The 21,736-nt window shown below is 34.3% G+C and carries 19 protein-coding genes and 1 other RNA gene; 10 read left to right on the top strand and 10 right to left on the bottom strand.

Annotated elements, in window-relative coordinates; all coding sequences use genetic code 11:
- Complete coding sequence (gene bshC / locus M666_RS10345) at positions 1 to 1,605, bottom strand: bacillithiol biosynthesis cysteine-adding enzyme BshC (protein ID WP_029445795.1); 1,605 nt, start codon at positions 1,603 to 1,605, stop codon at positions 1 to 3.
- Between the two features lie 161 nt (positions 1,606 to 1,766).
- Between bshC and M666_RS10340 the strand changes: the two genes are divergently transcribed.
- On the top strand, positions 1,767 to 4,229 hold the full coding sequence (locus M666_RS10340) for a M14 metallopeptidase family protein (protein ID WP_029445794.1): 2,463 nt from the start codon (positions 1,767 to 1,769) through the stop codon (positions 4,227 to 4,229).
- 71 nt (positions 4,230 to 4,300) lie between these two features.
- On the opposite strand, the gene M666_RS10335 is transcribed toward M666_RS10340, so the two are convergent.
- The 5 genes from M666_RS10335 to M666_RS10320 all read right to left on the bottom strand — a co-directional run bounded on the left by M666_RS10335 (position 4,301) and on the right by M666_RS10320 (position 9,726).
- Entirely contained in the window at positions 4,301 to 7,171 is a 2,871-nt protein-coding gene (locus M666_RS10335) for a M16 family metallopeptidase (RefSeq protein ID WP_029445793.1), read from the bottom strand.
- Between the two features lie 161 nt (positions 7,172 to 7,332).
- On the bottom strand, positions 7,333 to 8,904 hold the full coding sequence (gene rny, locus M666_RS10330; protein ID WP_024479907.1) for a ribonuclease Y: 1,572 nt from the start codon (positions 8,902 to 8,904) through the stop codon (positions 7,333 to 7,335).
- 50 nt (positions 8,905 to 8,954) lie between these two features.
- Positions 8,955 to 9,063, bottom strand: a non-coding RNA gene (gene ssrS, locus M666_RS20245) — 6S RNA.
- Between the two features lie 61 nt (positions 9,064 to 9,124).
- Positions 9,125 to 9,421, bottom strand: a complete 297-nt coding sequence (locus tag M666_RS10325) for a cell division protein ZapA (RefSeq protein ID WP_029445792.1) — start codon at positions 9,419 to 9,421, stop codon at positions 9,125 to 9,127.
- Positions 9,422 to 9,435: 14 nt separating this feature from the next.
- Positions 9,436 to 9,726: a coiled-coil domain-containing protein gene (locus M666_RS10320; RefSeq protein WP_024479905.1), complete on the bottom strand. Its 291-nt coding sequence runs from the start codon at positions 9,724 to 9,726 to the stop codon at positions 9,436 to 9,438.
- A 184-nt stretch (positions 9,727 to 9,910) separates the two neighbouring features.
- Here M666_RS10320 and M666_RS10315 point away from each other — a divergent pair, with 184 nt between their 5' ends.
- The 3 genes from M666_RS10315 to M666_RS10305 are packed head-to-tail and all read left to right on the top strand — an operon-like array spanning position 9,911 to position 14,714.
- Positions 9,911 to 11,602 (top strand): M23 family metallopeptidase, encoded by a 1,692-nt coding sequence (locus M666_RS10315; RefSeq protein WP_029445791.1) that lies wholly within the window; start codon positions 9,911 to 9,913, stop codon positions 11,600 to 11,602.
- Positions 11,603 to 11,605: 3 nt separating this feature from the next.
- Positions 11,606 to 14,050 (top strand): TonB-dependent receptor, encoded by a 2,445-nt coding sequence (locus M666_RS10310; protein WP_029445790.1) that lies wholly within the window; start codon positions 11,606 to 11,608, stop codon positions 14,048 to 14,050.
- A gap of 10 nt (positions 14,051 to 14,060) precedes the next feature.
- Positions 14,061 to 14,714, top strand: coding sequence for a hypothetical protein (locus M666_RS10305; protein ID WP_025614478.1), 654 nt, complete (start codon positions 14,061 to 14,063; stop codon positions 14,712 to 14,714).
- Here the strand turns inward: M666_RS10305 and M666_RS10300 are convergent.
- Positions 14,711 to 15,859 carry a cysteine desulfurase family protein gene (locus M666_RS10300; protein WP_029445789.1) on the bottom strand — a complete coding sequence of 383 codons (1,149 nt, stop codon included), beginning with the start codon at positions 15,857 to 15,859 and terminating at the stop codon, positions 14,711 to 14,713. The two genes, M666_RS10305 and M666_RS10300, sit on opposite strands and share 4 nt — an antisense overlap.
- A 216-nt stretch (positions 15,860 to 16,075) precedes the next feature.
- On the opposite strand from M666_RS10300, the gene M666_RS10295 reads away from it, so the two are divergent.
- Positions 16,076 to 16,582, top strand: a complete 507-nt coding sequence (locus M666_RS10295; RefSeq protein ID WP_029445788.1) for a hypothetical protein — start codon at positions 16,076 to 16,078, stop codon at positions 16,580 to 16,582.
- On the opposite strand, the gene M666_RS10290 is transcribed toward M666_RS10295, so the two are convergent.
- Both M666_RS10290 and M666_RS10285 read right to left on the bottom strand, forming a co-directional pair.
- On the bottom strand, positions 16,579 to 17,124 hold the full coding sequence (locus M666_RS10290) for a DUF8465 domain-containing protein (RefSeq protein WP_025614475.1): 546 nt from the start codon (positions 17,122 to 17,124) through the stop codon (positions 16,579 to 16,581). The genes M666_RS10295 and M666_RS10290 overlap by 4 nt on opposite strands.
- 1 nt (position 17,125) lies before the next feature.
- The gene (locus M666_RS10285) at positions 17,126 to 17,308 is read right to left on the bottom strand and encodes a hypothetical protein (RefSeq protein WP_024479898.1); all 183 of its coding nucleotides are present in this window, start codon (positions 17,306 to 17,308) and stop codon (positions 17,126 to 17,128) included.
- Between the two features lie 52 nt (positions 17,309 to 17,360).
- Here M666_RS10285 and M666_RS10280 point away from each other — a divergent pair, with 52 nt between their 5' ends.
- The 4 genes from M666_RS10280 to M666_RS10265 are packed head-to-tail and all read left to right on the top strand — an operon-like array spanning position 17,361 to position 18,706.
- On the top strand, positions 17,361 to 17,660 hold the full coding sequence (locus tag M666_RS10280; protein ID WP_029445787.1) for a DUF2752 domain-containing protein: 300 nt from the start codon (positions 17,361 to 17,363) through the stop codon (positions 17,658 to 17,660).
- A 15-nt stretch (positions 17,661 to 17,675) separates the two neighbouring features.
- Positions 17,676 to 18,014 (top strand): CCC motif membrane protein, encoded by a 339-nt coding sequence (locus tag M666_RS10275; RefSeq protein ID WP_029445786.1) that lies wholly within the window; start codon positions 17,676 to 17,678, stop codon positions 18,012 to 18,014.
- 36 nt (positions 18,015 to 18,050) lie between these two features.
- Positions 18,051 to 18,383, top strand: coding sequence for a CCC motif membrane protein (locus M666_RS10270; protein WP_029445785.1), 333 nt, complete (start codon positions 18,051 to 18,053; stop codon positions 18,381 to 18,383).
- Between the two features lie 11 nt (positions 18,384 to 18,394).
- Complete coding sequence (locus M666_RS10265) at positions 18,395 to 18,706, top strand: CCC motif membrane protein (protein ID WP_029445784.1); 312 nt, start codon at positions 18,395 to 18,397, stop codon at positions 18,704 to 18,706.
- A gap of 74 nt (positions 18,707 to 18,780) precedes the next feature.
- Here the strand turns inward: M666_RS10265 and rocD are convergent, their stop codons facing one another.
- Positions 18,781 to 20,061: an ornithine--oxo-acid transaminase gene (rocD, locus tag M666_RS10260; protein ID WP_029445783.1), complete on the bottom strand. Its 1,281-nt coding sequence runs from the start codon at positions 20,059 to 20,061 to the stop codon at positions 18,781 to 18,783.
- A 237-nt stretch (positions 20,062 to 20,298) separates the two neighbouring features.
- On the opposite strand from rocD, the gene rlmD reads away from it, so the two are divergent.
- Positions 20,299 to 21,714 carry a 23S rRNA (uracil(1939)-C(5))-methyltransferase RlmD gene (gene rlmD, locus M666_RS10255; RefSeq protein WP_029445782.1) on the top strand — a complete coding sequence of 472 codons (1,416 nt, stop codon included), beginning with the start codon at positions 20,299 to 20,301 and terminating at the stop codon, positions 21,712 to 21,714.
- Positions 21,715 to 21,736: the final 22 nt, after the last annotated feature.

Here is a 21,736-nt window from a genome sequence, read left to right as displayed (position 1 = left end):
TTAATTAAATTCAAGAATCGTAAACTCTTGGCTTAATGGCTTCAAATTTTCTACCAAGGCAGGAATTAATTGATCCCCATATTCTAAATAGAATTGCGAAAAATTCTGTTGCCGTTCTTGTAGTGATTTGTTCGGGAATAAATCATTCTGTATTTCCGTTATTCGAATCACATGATCTTTTAGTTTACGTTTCTGTGCTTTCAGCAAGCGTTTCTCAAGATTCTCTAATCCTTTTACTTGCTTTACCTCTTGTGCCTTTACGGCTCCTAAAAAACTTTGATCTGTTTGTGTAGCTAAATCATATAGCGCTTCAAACTGAACTTTCAGCAATTCTTTCTGAGGCGAAAAATCAACATCAATATTAGATATCGCTCTAATCTTTTTATTAATAAAGGTATTCTGTTTCAAAAACAAATCTGAAATATTCAAATCTAACTTGGCTATCTTTTCGCTTTGCTTTCCCGTAACCAATAAAGCTGAGTTTCGCAGAAGTAACATAGGAAAAGTAACGCCAACGGTATCGAAATAAGCTTTAAGCTCCAACCAATAGGCAAGCTCTCCCCCTCCTCCAATATAACACAAGTTTGGAAGTATTACTTCTTGGTATAAAGGTCTACAAACTACATTAGGTGAAAAACGTTCTGGATGATTTTCCAATTCTTTTAATACCTCATCTTTTGTAAACGCAATGTTAGTATCATTTACGAAGTAGACACCTTCCTTTTCTATGATTCGCTCACGAACACCATCAATAAGATAAAAATAATTAATTTCTCTAGGATTCACTTGAATGCCATAATTCTCTGGCAAAGCATTTAAGGCCTCTATAGTAGTACTTACCGCTTTAAATGATTTCTCTTCTACTAAATCTGATTGAACGTAAGGTTTTAATAAGCGTTTTAAGGCTGCGTCATCTCCATCAACAATAACCAATCCGTAGTCTTTGAACAATTCATTTGCTAAAAAACGTGTGGCCTCCGTTAAATTTGCATGATTTAAATAGGCATTTGCAAAAAGAGTCTTGAGGTACTCTGCATTTTTACCACCTCCTAGTTCCGCAGCTAATGTTTCACTCAATAATTCTAGTCCTTTAGTATCTAAACGGCCTACACCACCAGATGCATCTTTATTCCACTGAATTTTCTTCCCGTTTAGGTTAAAGTAATTAATTTCATCAAAATCATGATCTTCCGTTGCCATCCAATAGACAGGAACAAAATTATACTGGGAATGCTTTTTTTGTAATGCCTTGGTAAGGTTTATAGTTGCAATAATTTTGTATAAAAAATACAAGGGTCCCGTAAACAAATTTAATTGATGCCCAGTAACTATAGTAAATGTATTTTCTTCTTTTAAACTAGCTATGTTCGCTTTAGTACCCGCACTAGTTTCAATCTGAGCATATTGGTTTGTTAATGCTTGTGAAAGAATTTCTCTATGGCTACTCGGAAAGTTTTTCTGCTTTTCAATGATTTGCGCTTCAAAGTTTTCAAAAGCTGGAAATCTATTATAAAACGGTTTTAAGGAGTCTACTTCTTCTAAATAATCACACATTATTTTTGAAAAATACCCAGTTTGTTTGAATGGAATACCATCAATCTTCATAATTCTATTTAAAAATGGTTGTAAAGGTAAAATTCTTAAAGCATACCAGAATCTAAAAATACGTTAAGAAGTTAAATTTTCTAGCATAAAATAATTTTTATATCCCTTATATTTCTTCTTTAGAATAATGTTAAATTTGAGTAAAATCAAACGAACACCACATGAAAAAAATTTTAGTCGTACTTTTTTTAACTGCTTACATTGCAACCAACGCTCAAAATATTAAATCTCCCTCAGAATTTTTAGGCTACGAACTAGGCACCGAATTTTCTAGACATCATGAAGTTATAGCATATTACAATTATTTGGCACAAACTGTTTCTGATAGGGTTTCACTAAAACCTTATGGCAAGACCAATGAAAGAAGACCTTTAATGCTAGCCTATGTGTCTTCTGCTGAGAATATGAAAAATATTGAAACCATACGCGCTAATCACCTAAAAAACACAAGAGGGGAAGGCAATACCGAAGTAGCCATTGTATGGTTAAGTTACAATGTACATGGTAATGAAAGTGTAAGTACTGAGGCATCAATGCAAACCATTTATGAGCTTTTAACAAAAAAAGCATCTTACTTAAAAAATACCGTGGTTATCATAGACCCATGTATTAATCCGGATGGACGTGATCGTTATGTGAATTGGTATAATGAAAACAGAAATACCCCAAACAATGTTGATCCAAAAAGCAAAGAACATCATGAGGGTTGGTTAAATGGTAGAGCTAACCATTATATGTTCGATTTAAATAGAGATTGGGCCTGGTTAACGCAGGTTGAAAGTCAACAACGTTTAAAAGTATACAACCAATGGCTACCACATGTACATGTAGATTTTCATGAACAGGGTGTAGATTCTCCTTATTATTTTGCCCCTGCGGCAGAACCTTATCACGAGGTGATTACTAATTTCCAAAGAGACTTTCAAGTGACTATTGGTAAAAACCATGCTAAATATTTTGATGAAAATGGATGGTTTTATTTTACTAAAGAAGTCTTTGATCTTTTCTACCCTAGCTACGGTGATACCTACCCATTGTATAATGGAGCAATAGGAATGACTTACGAACAAGGTGGTAGCGGCCGTGCCGGATTAGGTATTTTAACTCGCAGCGGGGATACCTTAACGTTAAAAGATAGGATTGCACACCATTTTACCACAGGCATATCTACTGTAGAAGTTGCTTCTGGTAACGCAAAAAAACTAAATGAAGAGTTCAAAAAATTCTACACCAACAAAAATTTCAAATATAAAAGTTACGTATTAAACGGTGATAATGATAAGATAAAAGCTTTAACCCAATTACTAGAACAACACGAAATTGAATACGGATCGTCTAACGCTACCACAGTCAAAGGTTTTGATTACACTAGCGGAAAAACTAAATCTCGTAAAATAAAAAACGAATCTTTAGTAGTTTCTACAGACCAACCAAAAGGTACGTTAGTCAAAGTTTTATTTGAGCCTAATGCTAAATTGAGTGACTCGTTAACTTATGACATCACCGCATGGTCTTTACCTTATGCATACGGATTAGATGCTATAGCTTCCGAAGCTAGCGTGAATTCTATTTCGGATAATACTTGGAACATATACCCACCAAAAGGCGCAAATATTTCAGAGGATACTTATGCATATATTTCTGAGTGGAAAGGAATGGAAGATGCTCGTTTTTTAGCCGATCTTTTGAAAGAAAATTTCAAAGTAAAATTTTCCAAAAAGCCATTTACCCTTGAAGGAAAAAAATTCGATAGGGGGAGTTTAATTATTACGAAGTCTGACAATCGGAATAAAAAAGATTTCACGGCAAAACTTTCTGAGATTTCTTTTAACCATACGAAGTACCTAACACCCACTTCTACTGGTTTTGTAGATCGTGGTGACGATTTTGGGTCTAGTTCTGTACACCTAATAAAGAAAAATAATATAGCAGTCCTTACCGGAAAACCAACAAGCACCTTACAATTTGGCGAAGTATGGCACTTTTTTGAGCAACAATTAAAATACCCGGTTACGGTATTAGAAAGTGATTATTTAAATGCCGAAGATTTAGAAGAATATGATGTATTAATCCTCCCAGATGGTTGGTATGGAAGTTTTATGAATACTAACATCCAGAAAGAATTGAAGGAATGGGTAAAAAATGGCGGTAAACTAATTGCTATGGGTGGCGCTATTGAAGGCCTCGAAGGCAAAAGTGGATTTAGTATAAAAAGTAAAAAAGCAGAAAAAGACAGTACTTTAATTAAACACCTAATTACGTATGAAAACTCTGAACGAGAAGGGATTAAGGATTTAATTACGGGTGCTATCTTTAAAACAAAAGTAGACCATACAAACCCTTTAGCCTTTGGCTATGGTGATAGTTATTTTACGTTAAAATTAGGAGATGATTCTTTTGAATATTTAAAAGAAGGCACCGCAGTGTATTTAGAAGAAGAAACAACTCCTGCTGCAGGATTCGCAGGTAGTGAAGCTAGAAAAAGAATAGCGAATACCCTTGTATTTGGCACTGAAAATTATGGCCGTGGTCACGTAGTTTATATGGTAGACAACCCTTTGTTTCGAGGATTTTGGGAAAACGGAAAATTGTTTTTCGCAAATGCCTTATTTATGGTCGACTAACCAAACCCTATTACAATAAAAAAGAGCGTTGCAATACAACGCTCTTTTTAAAGTATAAAATAGAATAATTTTTAATACCTAGCGGAATCTAGATTAGATTCTTCGCCGTCTTTAGTGATTAGTTTCACTTCATCAAAGCCCATCAGTTTAAATTGTTCAAACTGCGTCGCGGCGTCTCCCACTACGATATAAGCCATTTTATCTTGATTAAGTAACTTATTAGCTAAGGCTTTATGATCTTCTAAAGTCATAGTACGAATAACATCTTCTTCTTTTTCTATATAGTCTGACGCTAAACCATATTCACTCATCTCTTGTAACATTCCCAATAATGATCTTTGAGTTTCAAAACGACGTGCATTTGATTTAATTAGAGCATTTTTAGTAAAGTCTAGGTCTTCTTTTGAAATACCTTCTTTATACTTTGCGATCTCATCTTTAAAGATCTTAACAGATTCTCCTGTAGTATTTGTACGTACGCTAGATGATGCTGTAAATGTTCCTGGAACCTTACTTCCACTAAACCCAGAACGCGCACCATACGTATATCCTTTTTCTTCCCTTAGAATTAAGTTTACATTCCCTGAAAATGATCCTCCTAATTTATAATTCATTACTTCTGCAGGGAAGAAATCTTTATCTGTTCGTGATAGTCCAATATTACCAATACTAATAACAGACTGTTTTGCATCTGGTATATCAACAAAATATAAAGAAGCCTTATCTCTAGTATTTACGATAGGATATTCTGGAATAGTCACCTCTTTTGCTGCCCAACTGGTTTCTAATTCTTTTAAGGTTTCTAAAACAGTAGCCTCATCAATTTTTCCAACAACATGCATACTACTAATAGATGGTGAAAAATTATTCGTATAAAAAGTTTTTAAATCAGCTATAGTAATCGCTTCTACAGAAGCCGCTGTACCACTGGTTGGGTAGCTAAATATATGATCTTCTCCATAAAGTATTTTCTTATACACTCTATCTGCTACGGTATTAGGATCTGCATCTGAACGTTTAATCCCATTAATCGTACTCGTTTTAATACGCGAAAATTCTGCCTCATCCCATCTAGGTTCCAAAAGAATTTCTTTTACCAATGCCATAGTTTTATCAAAATTACGAACCAAGGTGTTCCCTCTCATAATAATTGCTTCATTGGTCGTATACATGTTTATGCTAGCTCCAAGCATTTCAATTTCTTCCTCTAATTGTTCTGGAGTCTTATTTTTAGTTCCTTCCATTAGAATATCCGTCATTAGATTTGCGACTCCATTCTTCTCCATGTCATCCAAAAGATGGCCACCATCTATTCTCAAACTAAAATTAACGGTTGGTATTTCGTTCTGCTCAATACCGTACACTTTAAGTCCGTTTCCTAGAGTAGATGTCCAACTTGCAGGCACGTTTAGCGTCGGAGTTTCACCTTGATTGGGTGCTATAGAACGATCTATTTTAGAAGGCGTTTTTACAATTTCTTCAGAAGTTTCTTCAATAACTTTGGTAACATTCTCTTTAATTTCCTCTTCAACAACAGCTGCTTTTGTAGAATTTTCTGCAATTAATTCCATCTGTCCCTTAGGAACAAAACTAGTAATAACAAAAGGCTTATCTTTTATATACGTTTCATATACTCGCATGACATCTTCTTTGGTCACCTTTTTAATGTTTTCAATATCCTTCTCTATAAATCCAGGATCACCAGCAAATGTATTGTATTGCGCTAATTGAAATGATTTTCCTAAAACACTACTGATACCATTATAGAAATCTGTTTCTAATCCTGCTTTAATACGTTCTACATCCCGATCTGTAATACCATCTTTCTCAAAACGAGCAAAGGCTTCGAACATTCCTTTTTCAATATCATTTAAACTCTTACCACTATTAGCTGTTACGGTTACATGAAATTCTCCAGCAAGTACTTGAGAGTTATTATAAGCATAAAAACGTGAAGAAAGTTCTTTCTCTTTTTCTAACACCTTATACATAGGTGCTTTTTTTCCATTAGAAATCAATTCTGATAAAAAGTCTAAAGCATATGCGTCTTCTGTATATTGGTAGGTAGTGGGCCAAACCATATTTAACTGGGCCGTATTAGCGAAATTATCTTCATGATATAATCTCACCGTTTCTGCAATAGTGACAGGTTGAGGCTCTAGAGGCGCTACTTCTTGCCTTCTTTTAATCTCCCCAAAATATTTCTCTACCAAAGCCTTTGCATCTTCTTTTTCAAAATCTCCTGCTAAAACCAAGGTAGCATTATTAGGCCCATAGAATTTATCATAAAATTCTTTTACATCTTCTACCGTGGCATTTTGTAAATCTTCCAATTCTCCAATTACCTGCCAGTTATAAGGGTGGCCTTCTGGATATATATTCTTATCTAACACCCAACCTTCATGCCCGTAAGGATTGTTATCTACCCGTTGTCTTTTTTCATTCTGTACTACTTCTTGCTGATTATTAAAAGCCGATTCGGTCACTGTATTAATCAAATACCCCATACGATCACTCTCTAACCAAAGCACCGTTTCCATAGCATTCTTAGGTACCACTTCGTAGTACACCGTACCATCTTTCCAAGTACCTCCATTTAGGGTTCCACCAGCATCCTGAATTTTTTTAAAAAATTGATCTTGAGGAACATTTTCCGATTCTTGAAAAAGCATATGCTCAAAAAGGTGTGCAAATCCAGTTCTTCCTGTTTTTTCTCGGTTAGACCCTACATTGTATTGAATAGCTACAGAAACAATAGGGTCACTTTTATCTTGATGTAGAATTACATCAAGTCCGTTTTCCAATTCATACTTTTCAAATTCCACAGATAACATTGCTGCATCTTCTTTTGGAACTTCTTGTTTTTCCTTACATGAAGTAAATGTTAATGCTGCTGCAAATACAGTTAACATAGAATAATTAAAGAGTTTTTTTGTTGTCATTATAATAGTTTTTAGTCTCTCTAAAGATACAATTACAAGACCTCTAAATTCAAAATATTCTGTTAAAACACGCAATAAGCATCTGAAAACAGGCGAGTTATGAAACAAAAAAAAGCGAACCCTTTTGAGGTTCGCTTTTTTACTATTATATAATTTATAGACTATTTAGCCACATTCACCGCTCTAGTTTCGCGGATTACGGTTACTTTAACCTGACCAGGATACGTCATATCTGTCTGTATTTTTTGAGAAATTTCAAAAGATAATTCTGCCGCTTTATCATCAGTTACCTTTTCTGATTCTACAATAACACGTAGTTCTCGACCTGCTTGTATTGCGTATGCTTTTTGCACACCACCAAAACCAAAGGCTATTTCTTCTAAATCTTTAAGACGCTGTATATAGGAATCTAATACTTGTCTTCTTGCACCAGGTCGTGCGCCACTAATAGCATCACACACCTGAACAATTGGAGCAATTAAGTTTTTCATCTCAATTTCATCATGGTGAGCTCCAATAGCATTGCATACATCTGGCTTTTCTCCAAACTTCTCTGCCCATTGCATTCCTAAAATAGCATGCGGAGTTTCCATCTCTGCCTCTGTGTTAGGAACTTTACCTATATCATGTAATAAACCAGCTCTTTTAGCCATCTTGGTATTTAAACCAAGCTCTGCTGCCATTACACCACAAAGTTTTGCAACTTCTCTTGAGTGTTGTAGTAAGTTTTGCCCATAAGAAGAACGATATTTCATTCTACCTACCGCTCTAATTAATTCAGGATGCAATCCATGAATTCCTAAATCGATAACCGTGCGCTTTCCTATTTCTACAATTTCTTGTTCTATTTGCTTTTCAGTCTTTTTAACGATCTCTTCAATACGTGCTGGGTGAATACGCCCATCTGTCACCAATTTATGAAGGGACAATCTAGCTACTTCTCTACGTACAGAATCAAAACAAGAAAGAATAATTGCCTCTGGCGTATCATCTACTACAATCTCTACTCCTGTAGCTGCCTCTAAAGCTCTAATGTTACGTCCTTCACGACCAATAATTCTACCTTTTACATCGTCTGACTCAAGGTTAAATACAGACACACAATTTTCAACAGCCTCTTCTGTTCCTATACGTTGAATTGTGTTTATAATGATTTTCTTAGCCTCTTGTTGGGCTGTTAATTTAGCCTCCTCCATGGTAGACTGCATGTAGGACATGGCATCAGATTTTGCAGTTTCACGAAGTGATTCTAAAAGCTGCCCTTTAGCCTCTTCTGCAGATAAACCGGAAATTACCTCAAGCTGTTGTACTTGATTTTTATGCAATTTATCTAATTCTGACTGTTTCTTATCAAAAAATTCATTCTTATAAGAAACCTCTTTAATCTGTGCTTCTAATTGATCGCTAAGTTTTTTGTTTTTTGCTAATTCACTACTAATTTGAGACTCTTTATCTCTTGTTCTTTTCTCCGCTTCACCAATCTTTTTATCCTTGGTGTTAATTACTTTTTCATGCTCTGCCTTTAATTCTAAAAACTTTTCTTTAGCCTGAAATATTTTATCTTTCTTAATATTCTCTCCTTCTACATTGGCATCTCTTAATACCCTTTCAGCCTCTTTTTTCGCACTCTGTATGGTTTTAGAGGCCTTCCCTTTTTCCATAAATTTTGCAACAGCAAAGCCAATCGCTACACCAACCAACACTGCTATTATCCCTATTGTTATACCATCCATAATTTTAACTATTTATATAAAAAAACCCACATTGGGTCGAAGTTTTGTACAAACTCCAAAAAAACAAGTTTAGGGCTAACAAATTGCTCAAGGGTCCTGGACTAGCAGGCATGCTTTTACAACTTAAACTCACCCTTTTTAAACAATTTAACGTTGAGTTTGTCAAAAATAATCACCAATGTGGGTAGTAACTTTATTTATTTTAAAGAACGTATTTACTCTATTTTACACCTAGCTTTTCAGAAACCAATTCATCTAAGGCTTTTAATTTTGCCGTGACTTCCGTGGTATCTTCCATTTGTTCAATACTTCGTTGTTCTATCTTCGAAGCAAATTGCAAGGCACACATTGCCAAGACATCTTGCTTATCTCTTACTGCATAATTACTCTCAAAATTCTTCGCAAGCTGCTCTATATTTTTAGCCGCTTTACGCAAACCTTCTTCCTGACTAGGATCTATCGTTAAAGGATAAACTCTATCAGCAATAGAAAGTTTTATTTTGAGCTTTTCCGCCATGATATTGTTACGTATTATTCAGACAATTGTGCGATACAATGATCTAATTCTCTGATTAATGTATTTATTTTAAGCTTAGCTTCCGTTTTATTCGTATTACTACCCAGCATCGAATTTGCTAGCTTAAGAGAATTATATTTTTCCTCCCAAACAACAAGCGTATTATTAGCGTCGATTTTTTCATTTTCTACGTTAGCAACCTCTTCTTGTAATTTAATGTTCTCTTGCTGCAAAAGTTCTAACTTGTGCAGTAACTTACTAATTTTGTTTTCTAAAGAGTCTACTATATCTACTAATTCACTCATGTGCAAATAGCAATGCATTTTACACAAAGTTAACACACATCTTAAGACTTCCCAATTCTTTTTTTAAATATTATTTTTTTTGCGTCTTTTTTACAAAAAAGTACGATCCTTCATTTTTTAACACAACATTGTTTTCACGTTTTAAAATGTATTAATTACTTTCGTACCACAAGTTATCTTAATTATGAAAGCAACCATATTTGGTTTAATATTCCTATTTATTAGTACTGCATTTGCTCAAGAAAATTTTCCTCAAGATGCATTTAGATCTCCATTAGATATTCCGCTAGTATTAGCAGGAACTTTCGGCGAATTAAGAAGCAATCACTTTCATAGTGGTATTGACATAAAAACACAACAACGAGAAGGTCTAAAAGCTTATGCTATTGCTGATGGAACCGTTACGAGAATAAAAGTATCTTTATGGGGCTACGGTAAAGTAATCTATATTGCGCATCCTAATGGATATACTTCGGTCTATGGACACTTGCAAAAATTTTCTCCTAAAATAGAAGAATACATCAATAAAACACAATACAAAAAACAAGCATTTGAAGTAGAAGTATTTCCTGATTTTGGCGAGCTTAAAGTAGACCAAGGAGAACTTATTGCCTATACCGGGAACACAGGAGGCTCTTCAGGACCACATTTGCATTTTGAGATTAGAAGTAGTGTTTCTGAAAAACCAACGAATCCGTTATTATACGGTTATGATATTAAAGACAATACTGTACCGGTATTATCAGGACTTTATGTTTACCCATTAAGCAAAGACAGCCAAGTAAACCAAAGTGCTAATAAATTAGAATTAAAATTTTCTAAGCAAAGCGACGGGAGTTTTCTTGCTGAAAAAGTATATGCTACAGGAACCATTGGTTTTGGCATCAATTCTTTTGACAGGCAAGACTTAGCTGCCAACCAAAATGGCTTGTACCAAGTGCAGCAACTAGTCAACGGAAAGATCTACACCGATTACGATTTAGAGTCTTTTTCTTTCGGCGAAACAAGGTATATTAATACCTTAATAGATTATCAACACTTTGGAAGGTACCGTCAGCGCATTCAAAAATTGTTCAAAACGCCACGCAATACCATGAGTATCTATAACGAAGTCTATAATAATGGTGAAATAGATGTGGCAGAGGGTCTTAGTTACAATGTTGAAATTCTTATGAAAGACATTGAAAACAATACCACCAAAGTGGTTATCCCAGTTGAAGGAAAAAAGGAAGTCTTAAAAATCTCAAAAAAAGAAGATAAGACAGCACATTATTTGGTAGCCAAAAAACCGAATACTTATGATTTAGGAGGAGCACAAGTTTATTTCCCATCCAATACTTTTTATGAGGATTTTTATATCGATTTAAAGAAAGGAGCAGATACGGTTACCATTCATAATAGCACCGTTCCTGCACATCAGAATTTCACCATTACTTTTGATGCTGCTAAATTTTCCCCAGAAGAAAGAAAACAATTATTTATTGCTCGTTTAGATAGCAAACTGCGCCCTAGTCATATGACCACATACAAAAGAGGCAATACCTTTTCTACACGTACCAGAAATTTAGGAACTTATACTATTGCAAAAGATAGCGTTGCCCCTAAGGTCCGTGCTACCAATTTTAAGGAAAAACAATGGTTAAGTAATTACAAATACCTGAGTTTACAAATTACGGATGATTTAAGCGGAATAGACACCTACTCTGCTACCTTAAATGGAAAGTGGATTCTTATGGAATATGAACCAAAAAAGAATACCATTACCTATAACTTTGATGCTAATATCGTAGATCAAAAAGAGTGTAACTTAGAAGTTGTAGTGACAGATAATGTAGGAAATAGCACTACCTTTAAGAGTTCATTCTACAGAAAATAGATTTTGAAATGTATTAAATTATTTTGTTTTCTTTTATTTCCAGTTGTTCTACTCGCCCAAAAAGCAGTGATTACTGGAGTTATTTTAGATGCTACTAATGTACCTCTTTCAAACACTAACGTCCGTACTGCTGCAAAAGGAACCATCTCTGACGAAAATGGCTTTTACTTTTTAGAGGTTGATGCAGATCAGCAAATCAACATTAGCTTTTCTCATGTTGGTTATAAAAATGTGGTTTTAAACAACGTACTTCTAAGTACAAATGAAACTTTTGAATTCAATCCGGTTTTAAACACTGCTATTACTCAAATAGGTGAAATAACCATTACAGCTTCCGGAAGAAAAACTGTGGACGCTATCACCACAATTGAGCCCGAAATTATCCGACTGTTACCAGGGGCAACTGCAGGAGTAGAAAATGTATTAAAACTATTACCAGGAGTATCCTCTAACAATGAGTTAAGCACACAGTACAATGTACGCGGGGGTAATTTTGACGAAAACTTAGTCTATGTAAATGAAATTGAAGTATACAGACCATTTTTAATACGATCTGGTCAGCAAGAAAGCTTGAGTTTTATCAATAGTGCTATGATTCAGAATGTAAGCTTTTCAGCTGGAGGTTTTCAAGCAAAATACGGAGATAAACTCTCATCTGTTTTAGACATCACCTATAAAAACCCAGTTTCTTACGGTGTGCAGGTAGATGCAAGTTTATTAGGTGCTAATGCCACTATAGAAACTAGTGGAAGAAATAAAAAATTAGGCACTATAACCGGTGTGCGATACAGAGATAATAGTTTACTGATAAACTCACAAGAAACAGTAACGAATATTAATCCGGTAGCTTTTGACTTTCAAACCTATGAGAGTTATACAATTTCAAAAAAAATAAATATTGGCTTTTTAGGGACGTTTTCTGTAAATGATTATCAAAATAAGCCTAGCGCAAGAACTACCAATTTTGGAACCTTAAATGACCCTAAATCTTTGACGATTTTTTATGCAGGCCAAGAACACAATCAATATAATACGGCGTCCGGTGCTTTAAAAATTACTTACCATCTCACTGAAAATACAACACTTAAATTTATCCCATCACTATACCATACTATAGAAGAAGAATCTTCTAGTATTATTGCACAATACCAGTTGGGCGACTTGAATTCTGAATTAGGCACAGTTTCTAATACCAAAAGTTTAGGAACACAACTTAATAGCGCTAGAAACACCTTAGACGCCTTAATCTTTAACCTAGAACACAAAGGTATTTATCATAAAAATACAAGTAAATTAGAATGGGGCACAAAATACAGTCACGAGGACATTAGAGACCAATTAAGAGAATCAGAATTCTTAGATTCTTTAGGATTCTTAGTAAGACCAAGTACGAGCGAGTTTACCAATAATGAGCCCGCCACGCCTTTTAATACTCCTATAACTGCTTTAGAGAGTGTAAATGCCACCAATTACGTTCAGACAAATAGATTGTCTGCGTATCTACAGTACAGCAAACAGATTGATTGGCAATCTAATGCACTATACTTAAATATCGGAGCAAGGACACAACATTGGTCTGTTTCTGGAAAAAATATAGCGCGCAATGCTCAAACAGTTTTCAGCCCTAGGGCGCAAATAGCATTTAAACCCAACTGGGAAAAAGACATGTTTTTTAAAATTGCAGCTGGAGTATATCACCAACCACCATTTTACCGTGAGTTTAGAGATTTGAATGGCAGAGTAAATCCAAATGTAAAAGCACAGAAATCTATCCACACCGTCCTTACCAATGAATATAGCTTTATGCTTTGGAATAGCCCTTTTAAACTTGTAAGCGAAGCCTACTACAAAGATTTAAGTAACGTAAATACATATACTGTTGAAGATGTACGGATACGCTATGCCGCAAACAATAATGCCAAAGCCTATGTGTATGGTACAGAGTTTAGATTAAATGGTGCCTTTGTACCTGGAACAGAATCTTGGGTAAGTCTTGGTTATATGAAAACAGAAGAAAACAGCGACAATCGCGGATATATCGCCAGACCCACAGATCAACGCATAAAAGTCGGCGTTTTATTTCAAGATTACATTCCTTCTATACCCAATGTAAAAATGTATTTAAACTTGGTATACAACACAGGTCTCCCTGGCGGTTCTCCAAATAATGCAGACCCGTATTTATTTAATAGTAGATTAAGAGATTATAAACGGGCAGATTTAGGAATTTCCTATACTTTTGTAGACGAAAACAAACAAGCATCCAAAAATAGTTGGCTTAGTGGTTTTAAAGAACTGTCTGGCGGATTTGAATTATTTAATTTATTCAACAACCAGAATTCGATAACGAACACATGGGTTCGTGACATAGACACAAAACAACAATTTGCAGTGCCTAATTATTTAACAAGTCGGATTTTAAATTTAAAAGTTCGCATGCGATTTTAGAACCAGTACAATGAAAAAATTAAGTATCATACTCGTATTATTTATCACACAGTTTTCTTTTTCTCAAAAGGATATTTATGAAAGTCCTAAATTTAATGAGCTTTCTAAAGATCATAAGGAATTAGCAATTTTACCTTTCTTTACAAATTTAGATTTAGAAGAAACTTTATCGAAAGAAGAAAAAAAGGCCTTGGAACAGAAAGAAGGTTACGCAGTACAAGATGCTCTTGAGATTTACTTTTCGCAACCTAAAAAGAAAAAGAAATTTACGGTAGAGTTTCAGAATACTAAAAACACCAATGCTATTCTTGCTCAGAATAACATTAACTATGATAACATTGATATCTATAGCATCAAAGATTTATGTAAGATTTTAAATGTAGATGGCATTATAAGCGGAAATACGCATTTAAATATTTTACTATCGGATGGTATTCCTACGGAATTTAGTTTTATGGACTATATTTTAGGTGAAGCCGATTATGGCCGAATCGGCATTAAGATAAGTGATGGCGAAAGCGGAAAACTGTTATGGCGTTACGAAAAGAAAATCAATAAAAAATCTGGTAAGAATACCCGAGATTTAATTGATCTAATGATGAAACAGGCCACAAAAAAATTCCCTTACGATACCGAAAGAGTTAAAAACAAGAAGCAGAATTAATTTTCGGCAAAAGCTTTTAGTTCTCCAATAACATAATCTAAGTCGTCTTTGGTCGTATATTTTGAAAATGAAAAGCGAATTGACGGCTTTTTCATTTCTTCAGGACTCAAAATCTCCGTAAGTACGTGTGATCCTAAATCACTACCAGACTGGCAAGCACTTCCTTTAGAACAAGCTATACCTTTAATATCCAATTGAAATAAAAGCATTAAAGATTTTTGCGCATCAAAAGGTAATCTAGCATTAACCAAAGTGTAGGTACTCTTTTCTAAATCTCCTGAATGTCCATTAAATTGAACTTCGGGTAGCGCCATTTTGAGCTGCTCTATAAAGTAAGTTTTCAAATCTGTAACATAGGCTTTTTCTTCTGCTAGATTATCATACGCACATACAAACGCTTCTTCTAAACCAACAATATTATGAAAAGCTTCGGTGCCTGCTCTAAAACCACGCTCTTGTGACCCTCCAAAAATCATAGGTTTTAGACCAGAATTTCGTCTAACAAAAGCAAAACCTATACCTTTTGGTCCATGAAATTTATGTGCTGCTGCTGTTAAAAAATCTGCAGAGACCTGCTGAACATCAAAAGGTAAATGCCCTAAAGATTGCACTGTATCTGAATGAAACAGCGCATTATTAGTCTTACAAAGTGTTGCGATTTCTGCTAATGGAATAATATTCCCTATTTCATTATTTACATGCATTAAACTCACCAATTTCTTGGCATCATCTTTTTGCAACAAAGCTTCTAAATGTGATAATTTAGGATTACCATAGGCATCTAAATCTACATAAGCTACGGTAATCCCGTATTCCTTTTCAAGCTCTTCTACGGTATGAAGTACCGCATGATGCTCAATTTTAGTAGTTATAATTGTGGTTACTTTTGCATCGCGCACAGCGCAACGCAAAATCATATTATCAGCCTCGGTACCTCCAGAAGTAAATATGATTTCAGAAGGATGTGCATTAATGTATTTAGCAATAGTTTTTCTGGTTCTCTCTATAGCTGTCTTTGCCGTACGACCAAAACTATGGGTAGAAGAAGGATTACCATAGCATTCTGCCAAAGCATCTTGCATTTTTTTGATAACAGATTCTCTAACCTGTGTTGTAGCCGCATTATCTAAATAAACTTTTCGCATTCTCTAACATCTAATAAGGAGTGCTAAATTAAAAGAATTAAATTTTATTACACCCCAATTAGGAAATAATTAGCGCGATAAAAAAATGAATTAATTCGTTTGAAAAAAAATTACCCCTGTAAATTTATAGCTTTTCATAAAATGAACATAAACCACTAGGTAATTAGCAATTAAAACTTGTAAATTTGAAGCAGGATAATAAATTAAAACTTGGTAATGAAGAAGCTATATATTGTTTTTATATTCATATTCATCTCTTCTTGTGATGATGGTGATTTACAAATTGAATCTCTTGATTTTGATGATGTAAGTATACAAACTTGTACTGCTATTGATATTGCACAAGCAAATACACTATTCAAGATTAATGATGATGAGTCTTTAATTTTAATTTTAGCGGCTAATGTCTTAACGCAAGAAGAAGGTAGTATTACTGTTGAATTAACAAGCTCAACAGCCTCTACCATTGTTTACAGGCTATTCTCAGATACTGTTACTAGTGATTATTTTTGTGATGACATTCCTCCAAGTACCCCAACAGTACTTGATGAAATTACAGCTACACAAGCAACACTTACCATTACCACTACTTCTACAGGAACCGTGGATGCTCCAGAATATGAGCATAACATACAACTGAATACCATTAGTTTAATTACGAGTAGCAATCAACGAATTACAGATTTAGCAGTTGAGGAATTTGGAACTGTTACTTCCAATTAACTGTTTTGATAAATATAAATTTCAGTAGCACCTAATCCGTACTTCTGATAATCTGCATCGTAGTATTTTACAGCATCATATCTACCAAACAAGTAATGTAGTTCTTCTTTAAGAACTCCTTGTCCTACCCCGTGGATAAATACTACTTTTTGTATTTTTTTCCGAATAGCAAATTCTAATTGTCTTTTAGCGGTATCCAATTGTATGTTTAACATATCATAGTTAGACATGCCTCGTTGCGATGGGACTAGATTATGAATATGCAAATCTACTTCCATCTTGGGAGCGCTTCGTTCTTTTGGCTTAACAAGCTGAGAATTTCTTTTTTTAGGGATTGCTTTTTCAGATTTAATTTTTGCAATTTCAAAATTAGAAACGGTAAGATTACGATCGTCTATAATTTTAATTAACTCTGATGGTTGGTATATCAGCAGAAATCCATCATCACTTAAAACCGTAATTTTATCACCCTTCATTTCTTTAATGATACCTGTGATCGTATCATCCATAGCTTCTACCCTATCATCAATTTTAAAAGACATATTATAATTCTTTTGATTTTTCCTCAGGTTCTTTCCAAGAAGTACTGGTCTTATAGGCACCAAACATTATGAAAACAACACCAATAGCTAAGGCATATTCTTTCACGATAAACCTAGGGCCATACCCCATAATGAGAGCCCCCATTATAATTAAGATAAAATAAATGATTTGTTTTATTTTCATTGGTTAAAAATAATAGTAATTTTCGGCAAAAGAATTCAATTTAAAGTAAAAAATGCAGCTGGCAACTTATATTTTAAAATTAGACGAGTACATGCTCCCGTGTTTTAGTAAAAAAATATTGGGTGTTGACTGTCCTGGCTGCGGTATTCAACGCTCAGTTGCGTTAATTCTTCACGGAGAATTTGGAGCTGCTTTTAAAATGTATCCTGCTATTTATACTCTGCTATTACTTTTTGGTTTTCTTATTGTCAATAATTTTTTCACCATTAAAGGGTCTAACAAAATAATCATTTCACTTACAAGTATTACCGTTTTATTAATACTAATCAATTATATATTAAAATTTTTATAACCAAAACCCGAAACTATGGAACAACAAAAACTTCCCAATGCAACAATGATTATTGTATTAGGAATATTGGGATATTTGTGCTGCTGTTTTGCTGCACTTGGAATAATACCTTCTGCAATTGCCTTTTTCATGGCAACTAAATCACAAAAACTTTATGAAGAAAAACCAGAAGTATATGATAATTATAATATAATTAAAACAGGTAAAATTGTTGCTTTAATTGCATTAATCTTAAATATATTAATTATTATTATTATTATTATTTATACCTTATCTACGGTAGGATGGGAAGCTTGGACTACAGAATTTTCCAGACAGTGGACTGAAGGACTTGAATCTGGAGGTAATTATTAAAATTAATTAATAACTAAATTTTAAAACAACTAAACAATGGAACAACAAAAATTACCAAAAGCAACTGCTGCATTAGTACTATCGATTATTTCCTTTATTGGCTGCTGTTGCAGTAATGGATTTGGTGGTTTAATACTGGCAGGTATTTCTCTATTTCTTGTGAAAAAGGATACTGAATTATACAATGAGAATCCAGAAGAATACTCAAATTATGGCATTGTAAAAACTACAAAAATTATTGCGATTATCAGTTTGGTGCTAAGTTTAATAATGGTAGTGTTTTATATTTATCTTAAAGCAACAGGTAAAGATGCCGAAATGCAAGAAAGATTAATGGAATGGGCAGAAGAAATGCAACAACAACAATAACAAACTAATTTATTCATCAACAATCATTACCCGGATCTAGTGAAGCCCTAACTTACGGGATTCTATCAATTGCATTGACCCTTTTTTGTTGTGGTCCCTTTGGTGCTATATTTAGTTTCCTTGGACTTTCAAGTGCTAAAAAAGCGCATCGGATTTATGCGGAAAGCACTGGTGAATACACAGGGTATGAAAATTCTAAAACAGGCAAGATATTATCTTATATCGGTTTGGCAATAGCGGCCATTTACCTCCTGTTTTTCCTTTTATACTTTGGCGTTATTATTGCTTTTATCGTTGCTGCAGCAGCAGACGGAAATTTTTAATAAAAGACAACACTTTAAATCAAAAAATCCCGAGGCAAAAGCTTCGGGATTTTTTTTATTAAACAGTGAAAATATTATTTTTCAAACTTCTGAAGTGTATTGGTAATAATGGCAACACAATCTAACAACTGTTCTTTAGTCATAACTAAAGGCGGTGCAAAACGAATGATGTTTCCATGCGTAGGCTTAGCTAAAAGTCCGTTTTCTTTCAAAGCCATACAAATATCCCAAGCCGTTGAGCTCTCTTCTGTATCATTAATTAAAATAGCATTTAACAACCCCTTACCACGTACCGCATTAACGATAGAACTAGTAGGAATAAACTTGTTTAGTTCTGCTCTAAATAATTCTCCTAAATCAAAAGCATTCTGCGCAAGGTTTTCATTTTTAATAACCTCTAACGCTGCAACGCCAACCGCCGCTGCTATAGGATTACCACCAAATGTAGAACCGTGATTTCCTGGCTGTATTACCCCCATAATAGCATCATTAGCTAAAACGGCAGATACTGGATACGCACCACCAGATAATGCCTTTCCTAATATTAAAATATCAGCTTTTACTTCTGGAGTACCACTACAATGCTTGTCTGCACAATCGCAATTACCACAAGTAGCCAAAAGCCTCCCTGTTCTTGCTATACCAGTCTGTACTTCATCTGCTATAAACAATACATTATGCTTTGCACAAAGTGCTTTAGCGTCTTTCAAATAATTCTCGGAAGGCACATAAACCCCTGCTTCTCCTTGAATTGGTTCTACTAGAAAGCCTGCAATATTTTTATTGTTCTCTAAAACTTCTTCTAAAGCCTTTAAATTATCGTATTCTATTTTTAAGAATCCGTCTGTGTAAGGTCCAAAATTCTTACGAGCAACAGGGTCATTAGAAAATGAAATAATTGTAGTAGTTCTTCCATGAAAGTTATTCTCACAAACCACAATCTGTGCTTGATTTTCTGGAATTCCTTTTTTCTCATAAGCCCATTTTCTACAAATCTTCAAAGCGGTCTCTACTGCTTCCGCCCCTGTGTTCATAGGTAACAACTTATCAAAACCAAAGGTTTCTGTTGCATACTTCTCATACTTCCCTAACACATCATTGTAAAATGCTCTAGAAGTTAATGTAAGTGTTTGCGCTTGTTTGGTCATTGCCCCAACAATTTCTGGATGACAATGTCCTTGGTTTACTGCAGAATAAGCAGATAAAAAATCATAATACTTTTTACCTTCTACATCCCAAACAAAAACGCCTTCTCCCTTACTTAATACTACAGGTAATGGATGATAATTGTGTGCTCCATGCTTGTCTTCTAAAGCAATTACGTCCTTAGAAGTCATAGTTTCTAAAATAGCCATTCTAATAAAATTTAAATATGAATAAAATAACCATTCCTCCTCTACCTTTATCCTTTCGAAGTTTCGAAAATTCAGCGTGGGAGAGAAATCACCCCTAGAGACCGCAAATTAATAAATATAAAAATACTACTAAAGTTTTTTATCAAATTCGTGATTATATCGATGAATTTCGCTTTTAAAAGTTTATAAAATTATAAACTTTTATGTACTTAAATAAAAACAATCTATTTTTGCGGCATGCGTAGAAAAAGTAATAAAACAAAAACTATTTTTGAAAATGTAACGGTAGTAGATGCAGGTGCAAAAGGCAAAACTATAGGTAAGGCTCCAGACGGCCGTGTTATATTTTTAAACAATACAGTCCCAGGAGATGTTGTTGATGTCCAAACTACAAAAAAAAGAAAAGCTTATTTTGAAGGTACTGCTACAAAATTCCATACACTTTCCGATAAAAGAGTAACTCCAGTATGCCAACATTTTGGTACGTGCGGTGGGTGTAAGTGGCAAGATATGGGTTATGACCATCAACTTTTCTACAAACAAAAAGAGGTAGAGAATAATTTGATACGTATTGGTCATCTAGAACTTCCTGAAATAACACCTATTTTAGGATCTAAAAAACAGTATTTCTACCGGAACAAAATGGAGTTTTCATTTTCTGATAGCCGTTGGTTATCCCTAGAAGAAATAAATTCTGACGCAGAAATAAAAGATAGAAATGCCTTAGGTTTTCATATTCCAGGTATGTGGGATAAAATATTGGATATTGAAAAATGCCATTTGCAAGAAGATCCTTCTAACGCCATACGTTTAGAAACAAAAGATTTTGCCTTAAAAAATGATATGTCTTTTTTCAATCCAAGAAATCAGCATGGTTTATTAAGAACAATGATGATCCGTACCACCTCTACTGGAGAGATCATGGTGTTGGTTCAATTTTTTGAAAACGATAAAACAAAAAGAGAACTACTTTTAAATCATTTACAACTAAAGTTCCCTGAAATCACTGCTTTATTGTATGTTGTTAATGCGAAGCAGAATGACACTATTTACGATCAAGAAATAATTTGCTTTGCTGGTCGCGATCATATTTTTGAAGAAATGGAAGGCTTAAAATTTAAAATTAATGCCAAATCATTTTATCAGACAAATTCTGATCAAGCTTTTGAATTATATAAGATAACGAGAGATTTTGCGGGGCTAACAGGAAATGAACTGGTGTATGACTTATATACCGGTACAGGAACTATTGCACAGTTCGTGGCTAAAAAAGCTAAGAAAGTTGTGGGTATAGAAGCCGTTCCAGAAGCTATAGAAGATGCCAAAGCAAATGCTGTTTATAATGAAATTGAAAATACCTCTTTCTTCGCGGGAGATATGAAGAACATCTTTAATGAAGAATTTATACGTGAGAATGGTACTCCCGATATCATCATAACAGATCCTCCAAGAGACGGGATGCATAAAGATGTTGTTGCTCAAATTCTAGCTATTTCCCCTCAAAAAGTAGTCTATGTTAGCTGTAATAGCGCCACACAAGCACGTGATTTAGAATTGATGAAAGACGATTATAAAATTACAAAAACTCAGGCCGTAGATATGTTTCCACAAACACATCATGTTGAAAATGTTGTACTTTTGGAAAAGCGATAATAATCTAGTGATGATCTATTAA

The sequence above is a fragment of the Cellulophaga baltica 18 genome, from assembly GCF_000468615.2.
GTDB lineage: Bacteria > Bacteroidota > Bacteroidia > Flavobacteriales > Flavobacteriaceae > Cellulophaga > Cellulophaga baltica.
This window is presented reverse-complemented; position numbering and strand designations above follow the sequence as displayed.